The 13,311-nt window shown below is 50.9% G+C and carries 16 protein-coding genes; 13 read left to right on the top strand and 3 right to left on the bottom strand.

Features of this window, described 5'->3' with window-relative positions; translation table 11 throughout:
- Positions 1-72: 72 nt before the first annotated feature.
- From AC0LWF_RS19170 to AC0LWF_RS19125, 10 genes are all read left to right on the top strand, one after another.
- Positions 73-1,056, top strand: a complete 984-nt coding sequence (locus tag AC0LWF_RS19170; RefSeq protein WP_474653144.1) for a helix-turn-helix transcriptional regulator — start codon at positions 73-75, stop codon at positions 1,054-1,056.
- A 45-nt stretch (positions 1,057-1,101) separates the two neighbouring features.
- Positions 1,102-2,238 (top strand): cytochrome P450, encoded by a 1,137-nt coding sequence (locus tag AC0LWF_RS19165; RefSeq protein WP_474653143.1) that lies wholly within the window; start codon positions 1,102-1,104, stop codon positions 2,236-2,238.
- Positions 2,239-2,254: 16 nt separating this feature from the next.
- On the top strand, positions 2,255-2,812 hold the full coding sequence (locus AC0LWF_RS19160) for a TetR/AcrR family transcriptional regulator (RefSeq protein WP_474653142.1): 558 nt from the start codon (positions 2,255-2,257) through the stop codon (positions 2,810-2,812).
- 149 nt (positions 2,813-2,961) lie between these two features.
- Entirely contained in the window at positions 2,962-3,177 is a 216-nt protein-coding gene (locus tag AC0LWF_RS19155) for a hypothetical protein (RefSeq protein ID WP_474653141.1), read from the top strand.
- 228 nt (positions 3,178-3,405) lie between these two features.
- Complete coding sequence (locus tag AC0LWF_RS19150; RefSeq protein WP_474653140.1) at positions 3,406-3,819, top strand: HAD family hydrolase; 414 nt, start codon at positions 3,406-3,408, stop codon at positions 3,817-3,819.
- Positions 3,813-3,998: an HAD family hydrolase gene (locus AC0LWF_RS19145; protein ID WP_474653139.1), complete on the top strand. Its 186-nt coding sequence runs from the start codon at positions 3,813-3,815 to the stop codon at positions 3,996-3,998. The genes AC0LWF_RS19150 and AC0LWF_RS19145 overlap by 7 nt, the downstream gene beginning before the upstream one ends.
- 164 nt (positions 3,999-4,162) lie before the next feature.
- Positions 4,163-5,200, top strand: coding sequence for a zinc-dependent alcohol dehydrogenase family protein (locus AC0LWF_RS19140; RefSeq protein WP_474653138.1), 1,038 nt, complete (start codon positions 4,163-4,165; stop codon positions 5,198-5,200).
- Positions 5,197-6,186: a Gfo/Idh/MocA family protein gene (locus tag AC0LWF_RS19135; protein WP_474653137.1), complete on the top strand. Its 990-nt coding sequence runs from the start codon at positions 5,197-5,199 to the stop codon at positions 6,184-6,186. Before AC0LWF_RS19140 ends, AC0LWF_RS19135 begins: the two co-directional genes overlap by 4 nt.
- A gap of 126 nt (positions 6,187-6,312) precedes the next feature.
- On the top strand, positions 6,313-6,783 hold the full coding sequence (locus tag AC0LWF_RS19130) for a glycoside hydrolase family 127 protein (RefSeq protein WP_474653182.1): 471 nt from the start codon (positions 6,313-6,315) through the stop codon (positions 6,781-6,783).
- A gap of 257 nt (positions 6,784-7,040) precedes the next feature.
- The gene (locus tag AC0LWF_RS19125; protein ID WP_474653136.1) at positions 7,041-8,063 is read left to right on the top strand and encodes a LacI family DNA-binding transcriptional regulator; all 1,023 of its coding nucleotides are present in this window, start codon (positions 7,041-7,043) and stop codon (positions 8,061-8,063) included.
- 72 nt (positions 8,064-8,135) lie between these two features.
- Here the strand turns inward: AC0LWF_RS19125 and AC0LWF_RS19120 are convergent, their stop codons facing one another.
- Positions 8,136-8,531: a VOC family protein gene (locus tag AC0LWF_RS19120; protein WP_474653135.1), complete on the bottom strand. Its 396-nt coding sequence runs from the start codon at positions 8,529-8,531 to the stop codon at positions 8,136-8,138.
- Positions 8,532-8,786: 255 nt separating this feature from the next.
- Here AC0LWF_RS19120 and AC0LWF_RS19115 point away from each other — a divergent pair, with 255 nt between their 5' ends.
- From AC0LWF_RS19115 to AC0LWF_RS19105, 3 genes are read left to right on the top strand one after another with little or no spacing between them, the layout of a single operon-like run.
- Positions 8,787-9,806, top strand: coding sequence for a sialidase family protein (locus AC0LWF_RS19115; RefSeq protein WP_474653134.1), 1,020 nt, complete (start codon positions 8,787-8,789; stop codon positions 9,804-9,806).
- 42 nt (positions 9,807-9,848) lie between these two features.
- A complete protein-coding gene (locus tag AC0LWF_RS19110) occupies positions 9,849-10,301 on the top strand; it encodes a protein-tyrosine phosphatase family protein (RefSeq protein WP_474653133.1) in 453 nt (150 codons plus the stop codon).
- Entirely contained in the window at positions 10,291-10,944 is a 654-nt protein-coding gene (locus AC0LWF_RS19105) for a M48 family metallopeptidase (RefSeq protein ID WP_474653132.1), read from the top strand. The genes AC0LWF_RS19110 and AC0LWF_RS19105 overlap by 11 nt, the downstream gene beginning before the upstream one ends.
- 59 nt (positions 10,945-11,003) lie before the next feature.
- Here the strand turns inward: AC0LWF_RS19105 and AC0LWF_RS19100 are convergent, their stop codons facing one another.
- Positions 11,004-12,119: a GerAB/ArcD/ProY family transporter gene (locus AC0LWF_RS19100; protein ID WP_474653131.1), complete on the bottom strand. Its 1,116-nt coding sequence runs from the start codon at positions 12,117-12,119 to the stop codon at positions 11,004-11,006.
- Positions 12,116-13,306: a Ger(x)C family spore germination protein gene (locus AC0LWF_RS19095; RefSeq protein WP_474653130.1), complete on the bottom strand. Its 1,191-nt coding sequence runs from the start codon at positions 13,304-13,306 to the stop codon at positions 12,116-12,118. The genes AC0LWF_RS19100 and AC0LWF_RS19095 overlap by 4 nt, the downstream gene beginning before the upstream one ends.
- Positions 13,307-13,311 lie beyond the last annotated feature (5 nt).

Below are 13,311 nucleotides of genomic sequence, written 5' to 3'. Positions count from 1 at the left end.
GACTGATTCTATCGCCCGAATGTATCAAAAAATGATACCTTTATTTTGCTACATTTTTGATACAATAAAATCATGAAAAAAACAGAACGAGTGAACCTAATTATGCGCTACATCAATAACCGCGCGCATTTTACGATTGCCGAGATTCAGCGTGAGTTCAAGATTTCCCGCGCGACGGCGATCCGCGACATTAACGAGATTCAGTCGATGGGTTTTCCGCTCACGACCGAGCTTGGCCGCGGTGGCGGCTACCATGTCCTGCAAAATCAATATCTGCCCGCCGCTCGCTTTACGCCAGATGAGCTGAAGGCGATTTTTATCAGCTTTATCGCCTCGAAAAATTCGCAGCTGCCCTATCTGCAAAATCGCCGCTCCATCACGGAAAAACTCATCGGCATCGCGTCGCAAACCCAGCAAGACGAGCTGATTGAGCTGAATCATATTTTGCTTTTTGAAAACACGAATCCTGCCAATCCGAATCTCCTGGAGCTCGATGATGCGGCGCCGCCGGAACTGAATCAGCTGATTTCGCTTGCTGTGCGGGACAAGCATTTGCGCGTGACTTATGAGCTCAGTCTTGGCTGGCCGCAGCTGCTGGATGTTTATCTGCTGCATATTTTCAATTCGAACGCTCAGTGGCTGGTCGAGGTTTATGATTTCGATACGGATGGGTTTCGCTATTTGCCTGTTGCGATGCTGCGGGATTCGGCAATTTCCAAGCAGGAGATGAAGTGGTCTGAGCAAGAGATTTTAAGCAAAAAACGGCTTCGTGCCCGTGAGTCCAATCTAGTTGTGAAGCTTGATGCGACTGGGATTCAGCGCTTTAAGCGCATGCACCCGCCGGGGATCATTTTGTCCTTTACCGGGATGTTTCAGTCGAGCGGGATTTTCAATGTTCAGCTGGATGTGACCGATGCTGAGGAGCTGGCGTATTACGCGGATTGGCTTTTGTTTTTGGGGAAAGGGGTCCGGTTTGAGCGGATTCCTGATGAACTGCGCGTCATTATGGAAGAGCGTTTAGCCAATTTGAGATTATTGACAACCGATTTTAACTGATTCATAATTAAACTGACTAGTCAGTACAATTATGGGAGGTTGTTTATGATGAAGTGGGCGAGCCAGCAGGATTTGCTTCCTCTAGAACGTTTCAAACAGCAGCGTGAGGCAGGAGCGGCGTTGTACGATTCGGATAACGGATCATGGTCTGTGTATACGCATGATAGCGTCAAACGGATTCTTGCCGATTACGAGCATTTTTCTTCTCAAATGCAAGAGAATCCAACCGCAGACGAACCGATCGAGGGCAGCATCTTACGGCGAGACCCACCGAAACATAAGCAGATGAGATCGCTCATTGCGAAAGCCTTTTCCGCGAAGGTCATAGAGAATATGGAACCGCAAATCCGGAAGATTGCGGAGGATCTGATTGACCAGGCCATAGCTTCAGGCGAGTTTGAAGTCGTCGGAGACTTGGCAAGCCCGCTGCCGGTAATCGTGATCGCGGAGATGCTGGGCATTCCTCAGGAAGACAGGGAGCTGTTCAAGAGATGGTCCGACGATCTTGTTGGCAAAGATTATTCGCGTTATTTGCAATGTCAGAAGGAAATGACGGCGTATTTTCGCATCCAAATCGAAGAACGGCGCGAGCAGCCTAAGGATGATCTGATCACGGCGCTCGTACAGTCCTGCATGGCGGATGATAACGGGCTTAGCGAGCTGGAAGTGATCGGAATGTGCATCCTGCTGCTTGTAGCCGGGAACGAAACGACGACCAATCTCATTTCGTCGATGATTATGTGTCTCGAGGGCAGCCCGGAAACCTACAATGAATTGCGCCAGGATCGGGCGCTTATTTCCGGAACAGTCGAGGAAACCCTTCGCTTCTGTTCACCCGTGCAGATCATGGAACGCAGGGTAAAGGCCGATATCAATTGGAACGGGTATTTGATGAAAGAGGGGCAAAGGGTTTACACTTTTATTGGATCGGCAAACCACGATGAGAATGTATTCGTCGAACCAGAGCGATTCAACGTTAGGCGCAGCCCGAACCCGCATTTGGCTTTCGGGCAAGGCATACATTTCTGCCTAGGAGCGATGCTGGCGCGGCTTGAAGCGAAGATTGCGTTAAACGCCATAGCTGATCGGATCGAACGGCTGAAGCGTCTTGAAGATGGACCTCTCGAAAGGCTCGAAAGCGATATGATGTTTGGTATTAAGCAAATGAGAATTAGGGTATGATTGGAGGCTATCGCCTATGAGTAGAGATAAGATATTGGACGCGGCTGCACGAATGTTCTCGCGCAGCGGCTATCACCGCTCTAGTATGGATGAGATTGCGCTGGAAGCAGGCGTTGCGAAGGGGACGTTATATTACCATTTTCCGAGCAAGGCGCAGATGTTCAAGGCGCTGATAACGGAAGGGCTGCAGATGATTACCGAAACGATCAGAACGGAAATCAATCGGGATCGTTCGCTTCAAGAGCAGATCGAGACGGTTATTCGGTTAAACGTCGATCTTTTCTTGGAGTACAGCGAGCTGGCGCATATTTTCTTCAATGAGATCACGAACGGTATCGAGGAAGAAGTGCTGCTGGCCGTACGGAAAGAACGTGATGACTATATTCAATTTATAGCTGATATCCTTGTCGAAGCGGGAATTGCAAAGGAAGACGGACCGATGGCCGCGTCTGGCGTTCTAACGATGCTTAACGGCTTATGCAGCTATTACTTGCAGCATCAAAGCGAAACGAAACGAGAGCAGATCAACCGTCTGCTGTATGCAGCGGTCACGACAGGATTACTGAAGGTTTAAAGAGGCGAAGCATTGTTAACCCCGTTATAGGGTTGGCGGTGCTTTTTTTCTTATACAAATTCTCCTCATGTAAGTTTCAGCTGTAAGCGGCGTGTAAGAAGCATGCATTATGATGCAGTTAGATAACAAGCAAAGGAGAGATTCAAACGATGCGTCGAAACAAGTTAACTCTCGTGTTCATTAGTTTATTATTGCTTCTTGCGATCGCCCTGCCGGCTGCCGCAAGCGCAGCAGAGAATCAAATTAAGTGGGGCGAGGTGCATACGGCGACCTTCAGCGAAATCGATCAAGACATTCTTGGTGGCGTATACGTCGCTGTACTGAGATACGATCACGCAAGAATTGACTGGAGGGCGGGGCACTAAACTCTGGAGCTATAAGGAGGAATGGGCGCGATAGGCCTGCTTGGCAGTGTCAAAGGATAACGGGATAAAGGACATATTTTTTGTTGACAAATTCGAATGAACACCTTTACATTATCGTTAAAGTAAAGGTGTTTTTTTGTGCCTGTTTATACTTGTACTTATGAGATGGAAGGGAGAGCATCGCCATGTTGAAGCTATTCGTATCCGACATTGACGGCACGTTAATGAATGCCCGCAAAGAGATTGCCGGAGGAAGATGTGCAAGCCATTAAGGAGGCAAGCCGCCTTGGAGTGGCGATTTGTCTCGCTTCAGGCAGAATGTATGAGGAGATCACGAAGGTAATGGATGTGCTGGACACGGCCTGCTATGCGGCTTGCCAGAATGGGGCGACCATTATTGGCCTAAACGGTGAAATTCTGCGTTCGAATGCGTTTGGTTCGGAGCTCGCCCTATCCTTGCAAGCAGCCACGAAGCTGCCTGGGTTCGTACCGGTCATTTGTAGTGCGGATTGCAATTATGTCATACAAGCAACGGATCATACGGAGCGAGTCGGAAGACGATTCCTGACGCCCCTTCAAGAAAATCCTCAGCTATTGGATGAAATACGGGATGGGATAAAGGCGCATGTATTCGTTTGTTAATAAATCATATTGGCGTTCCTGCTGAGGGAGTGGCCTGTATTGGCGATTCGTGCAATGATTTAGCGATGTTCAGAGCTTGCGAGCAGAGCTTTGCCATGGCCCATTCCTTGCAAGCAATTCGGGAAGAAGCTGCGTTCGTAGCGGAAACGGTAGGAAATGCCCTTCGAAAGCTAATGTGAAAGCGGTAACAAAATTGAATTTACAAACAGTAACGTTAATGATAACCTTATTTTGAACTTACATTAACGTTAATACTGCACTTTGAGAAAATAAGGCATATTTTTTACATCATATATTATCGTTAATGTTAGCGGCTATTATAAATTGGATGGAGGAATACATAATGAGCAGCATCACTAACGTACCGCAAAAGATGGCGATCCCTTTATTTATCGGCAATGGAAAGATCTCTTATGGCGAAAGTCCCGTTCCTGTTCCTGGCGAGGGCCAGCTTCTGCTTCAGGTGAAAGCGAATGCTCTATGTGGCTCTGACCGCCACCAGTTCTACGAGGGGAGCACAACAACTCCTGGGCATGAAGCGTCTGGCATCGTCGTTGCTGCAGGGCAAGGGACGAAGACCGCCATCGGTACGCCTGGCGTCGTCTTTCTGATGGATTTCTGCGGCGAGTGCCGCAGCTGCAAGCAAGGCTTCACGAATCAGTGCTCGAGCAAGAGAGCGGATTACGGCTTCTCGCATAGCGGCGGGTATGGCCCGTATATGGTCGTGAACGAGAATGTATTCTTCGCGATAGATCCGTCCATTCCGCTAACAGAAGCTACCATTCTGCTCGATATTATGGGCACTGGCGGGCATGCCGTGAAGCGCGCGCAGCTCGTTCATAAAGACATTCAATCCGTGCTCGTGGTCGGTGCGGGTCCAATCGGTCTAGGCGTTCTGGCTATGGCGAAGATTCTGCTTGGTTTCAACATGCCGGTATTCATCGCGGACTTTGTTCAATATCGACTCGATCTTGCTCAGAAGATGGGGGCGATACCGGTGAATCTGGCGAATCAATCGATCAAGCAGGCACTAGAGGAAGCGGGCTACAAGGATGTTGACGTCGCGATTGATACGAGCGGCAAAACCGCTGGACGGCACGCCGCGCTAGAGGTTCTGGGACAGCGCGGGGTGCTCGTATGCGTAGGTCACGGGCAGGAGCTGAATCTCCAAGTATCTAGCGACTTGATCGCTCCGGAACATAGCGTGCTGGGCAGCGAGTACTTCCAGTATCACGAAATTGGCGAGAACCACCCGCTGCTGCTGAGCCATATGGCATATTTACAACAAATCATTACACACCGCTTCGGCGTTGATAAGATTCAGGAAGCGTACGAGCTATTCTTCCAAGGCGACACGGGGAAAGTTGTGATCGAGCAATGAGTCAGGAAAAGAAGCTGAAGGTTGCATTAATCGGCACGGGCGGCTGGGGACGTCAGCATGCAAGAATATTCGATACGCGCCAGGACGTAGACTTCTGCGCAATCGTAGGACGAGACGCGAAACGGACAGAAGCAAGGGCTAGTGAACACGATACTCGGCCCTACACCTCGATTGCCGAGATGCTGGAGAAGGAATCGCCGGATTTAGTGAGCTTGTGCCTGCCGAACCAGGGCCATTTTGCAGCTACGCTAGAGATCATTCAGGCTGGTGTGCCTCTGCTCGTAGAGAAACCGTTGGTGTTTGATCTGAAGGAGGCCGACATTCTCCTTAATGAAGCTGCCAAACGTAATCTCTTCTTCGCGATCAACTTCAACCACCGCTATGCGAAGCCTGTGGAGCTGGCTTATGAAGCGATTCGCTCCGGACGGCTTGGCGATCTAACCTTCGCATCATGGCGCTTCGGAGGCGAAGGAGGGGCCGGCCACCCGCATGCGAACTTGATCGAAACGCAGTGCCATGGCTTCGATATGCTTGAGCATCTGTGCGGACCGATTGAGTCCGTGATGGCGGAGATGACGGACAAGACAGGCGGCGGTTACCGGACGATGTCCCTCGCGCTTCGTTTCGGCAGCGGAGCGGTTGGCAGTCTGATCGGCACGTACGATTCCTCGTATGCTTATCCAGATACGCATCGGGTCGAGCTTGACGGCACGCGTGGACGCGCCGTCATCCATGATACGGTGAAGCGGTACACGTTCCATTCAGCTGGCAATGAGATCGGGGAGAGCTGGGAAGCGGGCTACTTTAATGATGTCGACCGCGAGTTCCATCGGACGTTCGACAAGCATGTCGATGTCTTGCTTGATGCGCTTCGCAAGGGCGCAGCACCTCCTATTCATGCAGAATCCGGGTATCGCGCGCTGTTAATTGCAGATGCGGCGATCCAATCGTTCGAGAGAGGCAAGCGGGTTAAAGTCTCAAGATAAGAGGTGTACGAGAAACGATGATAGACAACCATACGGTTAGTAAATCCAGTAATTCCGTAAAGCCTACGACATACGACAAGCAGAAGATTACGAACCTGCCCGTGACCGCGGTGCAAGCCGGTCGAGATTGCCGTAACTCCCGAGCGCGCTTCCACGTTCCAAGTTCGCTTGCGCATTCCGCAGTGGTGTGAGAATTACACGATTCAGGTGAATGGTCAGTCTGTACATTTTGACCTTGTTGATGGGTTCGCTGTCCTAATGCAGGAGTGGAGCGGGAACGATTCGATCCAGCTTCATCTCGATATGCCGGTGAATCTGGTTGAAGCGCATCCGAGCGTAATCACTCATGCGAACAAGGCAGCCATTAAACGCGGTCCGCTGCTCTATTGTCTCGAGTCTGTCGATAACGAGAAATTCGTCATTCGTCGCGGGCAGGTGCAGTATACGCGCGAGACGTCCGATATGCAGAAAGGCGTTCATCGCAAGCTTCCGACTCAGCCTGAGTTTGAGATCGAGCGCGTCGAGGATTTCTTTGACGGGGCGGTCATTCTGTACGCGAAAGATGCGGACGGAGACGAAATCACCGCCATCCCGTAAGAATAACCGTGCAAGAGGCGCGATGAGCATTTGGCTGGATTACGACAAACAGGTCGAGTCAGAGGGATGGGAACAGCGATTGTACCGGAATGTGAAGATCGAATAGGCAGTATGTACCTGAACCAAGCGGCTAATTAACTGCTTGGTTTTCTTCGTCTCAAGGCGAAAAGTCGGTACTCCTCTAATGATTGACGAACCAATTGGACAAGTGATATCGTGTAGTTATGAACGTTAATGTTCTGTTAGGAGAGGGAAACATGGATGGCAAAAAGATAACACTGAAAGATATCGCGGGCCGAGCAGGGCTGTCCATTAATACGATCTCAAGAGCACTCAAGGATAAAGAAGATATTGCTCCAGCTACGAGAGAAGTCATTAAGACATTGGCTAAAGAGATGGGCTATGTCGGCAACTCTGTTGCGGGCTCCCTTCGTTCCGGACATACAAGAACGATCGCGGTCATTGTGAGTGACGTCGCCAACCCGCATTTCGGCATAATGGTGAAGGATATCGAGCAGGCTGCCAGGAAGCATAACTATACGATCTTTGTTATTAATACCGAGGAAGATAATGAATTGGAAGAGCGGGCGATCTATACTGCGATAAGCAAGAACGTCGACGGCATTATCATCTGTCCTGCCCAGTGCAGCACCGAGAATATCGAGTTCATGAAGCGAAATGGCATTCCGTTCGTGCTCATTGGCCGAAGATTCAAAGAAGAGACCGATTATGATTACGTCATATGCGACGATGAGAAAGGCGGTTATCTTGCCACGAAGCATCTGCTCGACAATGGTCATGACCGGATCTTGTTCTTGAATGGGCGGAATCGGATTTCCAGTGCCCAGGAACGATATATGGGATATAAGCGGGCGCACGAAGAAGCTGGACTGACGGTGGATCCCCTTCTTGTTAAAGAAGTGGGGTATGAACCGGGCGATACGCGAGAAACAGTCAGAACGATGGTCGAGAAGGAATCGTTTACCGGTATTTTTGCCTTCAATGATGTCATTGCGTGGGAGGCGATGTACGTCCTTCAAATGATGGGCTGCCGAATACCGGAGGAGTACGCGATTATCGGATTTGACAATATTCATTCCAGAATGTTTGTACCGTTCCCGCTCTCCTCGATCAGCAGCTCCAAGGGGGAGATGGCACGTCGAGCGCTTGATATTCTTCTTCGCAAAATCAATGAGCCTGACGATAAGAAATCATACAAAGAAGTCGTCGACACCACCTTAATATGGCGTGTAAGCACAATCGGCAATAACGAGAACTAGTGGGCTGCACCTCGGCATCAGAAGAGAAATGGGCTCTCCCATTGTCAGGAACGACGACGGGAAAGCCCTTGTTTATTTCGCATTCGTATCCGGTTGATGGAGGCCGATAATATTGCCTTCGGTGTCGATGCAGTACCCTTGCCAAGCCATGCCTGGCAGCGCGTATTTCGGCAATGCTATCTGTCCGCCAAGCGCAAGGATCTTCGCTTCCGTCGCATCGTAGTCGCCAACGCCCATCGTACAAGCGAATCCGTTCACGGGCTGCCCAGGCTGCGGCGAAGCGCCGCGGCGCTGCATCAAGGCTCCGTTAATGCCCATCGTATCGGCATCGCCGGTTACCGCACCAAAGTACGGCATGCCCGCATAGCTGCTCCAATCTTCAAAGGTCCATCCAAATACTTCGCCATAAAACTTCTTCGCGCGGTCCATGTCATCAACGTGAATCTCGAAATGTACGACTCTTCCCATGACGGCCTCCTGTGGTTTTCACTAGTTTGACTTCCCTAACTCTTTCTTTAATCAGGGTATCCTTTCCTATCTGATGTAAACGAAATGATATATTTTTTTTGCAAAATGAGTCGGGGAAATACATTGCGGTCCCACTGCTGCTTGGCGAAAATAGAGAGGTTAGCGAAAGAAGTTAATTGCTCATGCGGCGTAACGATCGGTATTATGTTCGAATGTAATACCTACTTATATCATGAGATGGAGTGTGAGTGGCAAGTGGCGAATGAAACTCAAGTGATTGCGAATAAGCAATATATTTTCGAAGAAGAGCAGCCGTTCCGAAGCAGTCACGCATCGACAGTTGCTGTACTTCCTAACGGCGATGTCGTTGCGGCATGGTTCGCGGGCAAGCATGAGAAGTCCAGCGATGTGGCGATCTGGATGTCCCGGCGAGTAGAGGGCATCTGGTCTGCTCCATATAAGGCGATGGATGAGGAGGGGATTGCCCACTGGAATCCGGTCCTGTACGCACAGGGCAATTCCCTCATGTTGTTCTATAAAGTAGGCCATGAGATCACCGATTGGTACACCTATGTAAGCTGCTCTGAGGATGGCGGGGTCAGTTGGGAGCAGCCTCGCGAGTTAGTGCCGGGGGATGTCGGAGGGCGCGGTCCTGTGCGGAATAAACCCATTGCGCTGCCGGATGGGACTCTGCTCGCTCCGGCATCGGTGGAGCGTCATGATCCTGCTGCGGAAGGGAAGCAAATTTGGGAAGCATTCGTTGATGTATCGCAGGATAACGGACAGACATGGACAAGGAGCGAGCTTGTGCCCATGGACCTGGCCTCATATGTAGGCGCTGACCATTGGTTTGCCAAGGGGCTCATTCAGCCAACGCTATGGTCCTCGGGCGGAGAGCACGTGCATATGCTGCTGCGCAGCACGGAGGGCTGGATCTTCCGCAGCGATTCCGTGGATAACGGGCGCACATGGTGCTTAGCGTACAAGACATCGCTTCCGAATAACAATAGCGGTATCGATGTGACTTTGATGGATAATGGCAAGTTAGCCTTAGTCTTTAACCCGGTTGCCGGCTATGCGACGGATAGCCCGCGTACTCCGCTTGTCGTGCGCTTCTCTAGCGATAACGGTATAACGTGGGAGGACGAGTTCGTCCTCGAACAAGAGCCGGGGGAATATTCCTACCCTGCCATCGTCTCCAAAGGCAATGAGCTGTATATTACATACACATGGAATCGGGATCGCATTGCGTTCTGGACATTGGCGGTGGACTGATATAAAGTAGCAATAAATTATTTGAAACGAGTTGATTCTGCAATGACATTGGAGAAGAAGTACCAGTCTCTTCACGAGAACCGTATCTTCATGGGTGGAGCGGCTGATGTAGAAGCGATGATCAAGAACGAAGGTGTCGACGTCATCGTTGACCTTCGCGGGGAAGCGACCGGCTGCGAATATCCGCAAGAGAATGTGGAGTGGATTCAAGTACCGCTTGGCGATAACGCTACGGAACCGCAGGACATCTTGTTCGCGCGAGCGATAGACCACGTAGTGGACGCCTATAAAAGTGGCAAAAAGGTAGGTTTCCACTGCAATGGAGGCGGAGGCCGAACAGGTGCTGTTGCTGCGGGGACACTGATTAATTTGGGCATCAGCAATACGCTAGAGGATGCGGAGCAGAAGGCGAAGAGTATTAGAGCAAAAATCAACATAAAACCACAGCAGCGCGAGGCGCTTGAGAAGCTGTATCCAAATGTAGATGAGAATTGAATGGGAAGAGCGAGTCATTGACGTTCATGTAGTCTACGGGCCTGGAACGAAGCTTTCGATCCAGCTTGAGCCGAACGGGTTTGTAACCGTTAAGGCGCCTAATGGTACGGGTGAAGAAGGAATCGCGCAAGCTGTAAGGAAGTATGGGAAACAAATTGCAGAAAAGCTTGACGCGCTTGAGCAGGCGCGCGAACTGATGCAGCTAAAGGAATATCAAGAGGAAGGGAAATTCCTTCACCTTGGCCGCTATTATAAGCTGAATGAATTAATAGACACAGCGGGTCTCGGGGAAGAGGAGCTCAGGCTTGGCTTGAGAAAGTTTTATTTTGCAAGCTGTAAGAAAGTGATCCAGCAGCGCATTCTAGTCTACCAGAAGCAGCTGAAGACAGCGCCGAAGTCGGTTGAAATCGTGGACTCCAGCACCAAATGGGGGAGCTGCAGCTCGAAGAAGCAATTGACCTTCAACTATCGCCTTGCGATGGCGCCGGTTGAGGTCATTGATTATGTCATTATTCACGAGCTTTGCCATCTCACGCATATGAATCACGATCGGTCGTTCTGGAGGCTTGTCGGGAGCATCATGCCGGACTACAAAGAGAAGGAAGCATACCTCGCAAGATATGGCCAGGCGATGACGTTATAATCAGCTTTGTACGAAGAGAGCCCCCGTAATGAGCTTAATCATTACGGGGGCTAACTATTTTATTTCGGAGGTTTAATCAGTTTCTTACCAAGCATCAGTCGCAGAAGGAGCAGCAGTGCCGGCAAGCCGAAAGCAATCGGCAGCGCGATTCGAGGCCAAGTCACCTCGAGATAATCAATCGCCCGGTAATGGTCATCCACAATCCAATAGCCGAACACGCCAAGAATGACGCAGACGATTGGAATTGTCGTTCTGTTGCTCTTGAGTCCCCCGATTCGTGCGGCGCATACCGAGGTCGCATAGATGCAGAACATCACCTCGAACAGAATCGGGATCGAATACAAGGCGATCATAATCATCTCGTAGCGCTGCAGGAAGGTGCCGATATGCGAGTTGCGCGCTAATTTCATGCATGAGACGGTATATTGGCTTGTCACCTCTGATGACAGCACGGCTCCTTCGAGGATAGACCAAATCAACGTGAGCAGCCCGCTTGCCGCAATCCCAAGCATGCCTGTCGTGCCGCCGATGCGACCCGCGTTCTTCAGCGATGGCATCACAACTGCCGCCAGCATCGTCGCAAGTGCCCAATCGGTATCGAAATTCAGGCTGGCGAGGAAGGTACGGGGAAACCCGTTCTCTAGCACGGGCAGCAGATTCCGAATATCGAATTCATGCTTTGAGCCGATAATAATGAGCACATTCAGGAGGAAGATAAAGAGCATCCCAACAAGCGCTAGCCTTGCCATCACCTCCAGTCCGTAATAGCAGCCGAGCGCACCGACGAGCAGCGGAGCGATGATGAATAGAATAAGCGGCGCCTCTGGCAAGAAATAGTCCTGCAAATGATAGACGAATGTAAGCATAATGGGCCCGAAGCCAGCCAGGAAGAACAAGAAGATGACCAGTGCGATCAGCTTGCCGAACCACTTGCCGAGCAGCTTCTGGCTGAGCGACATGAAATCGAGATCCGGTGTTTTGCGTAAGACGAGGTAGGTTATGTACACCATGGCGATTCCTTGGAGTGTGCCCAGAAGGGTGGCGATCCACATATCCTGGCCGATTGAACGGGCGAGGACGCCTTGCGTCACGCCGATCGCCTTGACGAAGATGAGATTGACCATCATCGCGATGAACATGCCGTTCGTAATTTGGAATTTGCTCTGCTGATTCATCTGATTTCCGTCCCAACCGCTTTAACTACGCCGCTCTTGATAGTCGCCTTCACTTCCACATCGAACGTAGCCTTCGCAAACATCAAGTTCCAATTCTGCTTTATGCCATGCCACTCCGTCGGATACTTATTCCGGAACACATCTCCAAGCTTTAGAAAGTCAGTGTGATAGCTCTTCTGCGCCTTATCTAGGACGCTCGTAATATTCAGCTTCAATTGCTCCTCGAGCTTCTTTTGTGTTGCCAGCCGTACCCCATCATCCAAATTAATGCCGCATCCGCTCTCTACGATATCCGCACGAGTCTTGATCTGAATGCGGAAGTGAGGCTCCTTATTCGGGAAGCTCGGGGTTACTTTCGTACGGGCCTCTTTGAATTCAACCGACAGCTTCTCATTGTTGTTGGTGCATTTGACGACTTCTATGCCGCTGCTAAGCTGCTCCAGGAAGAAGAGGAGTCCGCGCGTTTCCTTGTTATTCAGCCAGCCGACCATTTTGTCGCCATGAAACGCTGCTGCGCCGGCGAGATCAACCTGCTGCAAGGAGCCGTGCTCCTCTGGCTTCTTATTGGAGATGCCTCGCGGTATCAGTGTAACTCTAGCAAGGACAGGTTCTGTCGAGCTGCTTAAGAACGCCTCCTCGAGATTCATCATGTTGCTCGCGGGTGCACGGCCGACGATATGATTATTTCGGAACAGCCGGTCGATTGCCTCGCCGGGCACGACTTCAAGGCCGGTAATCGTTGCAATGATTTCATCTGGCCGGTTCGGCGTTACCGCGACCCATGTATTCATGCGAAGCTCATGGTTGCGGGTGAAGAAGTCGACCATATCTTCAATGCCCTTCTTGGCGTAGTCTTCGTGCATGACGATGACAAAATTATGGGCCCAGTAGACGCGCCGCGACGAGAAACGGCCGAGATTACGGATCGCATCGAAGATCGTCTCTCCCTCCGCGCTAATGGAGTAGATCGGCTGCCCTGTTCCGCCTGACGGCGCACCGGTCTGACCGCGCGCATCGGCCGGCCGGATAATCTGGACCGATACCCGGACCGTACCCGGCTTATCGCCAAGATCGAGACCAACGGCAGTGACGAGCGCGAGCTCATTAATTTGCCTCAGCCCAAGGCAAGAAGTTTGGGACATCAGGATGAGGAGGCTAAGTAACAGTAACGCAGCTCGTTTCATCATGAATG

The organism is Paenibacillus sp. sgz302114 (genome assembly GCF_056120345.1).
The sequence above is the reverse complement of the archived record's forward strand: the minus strand, read 5'-3'. Positions and strand labels throughout refer to the sequence as shown.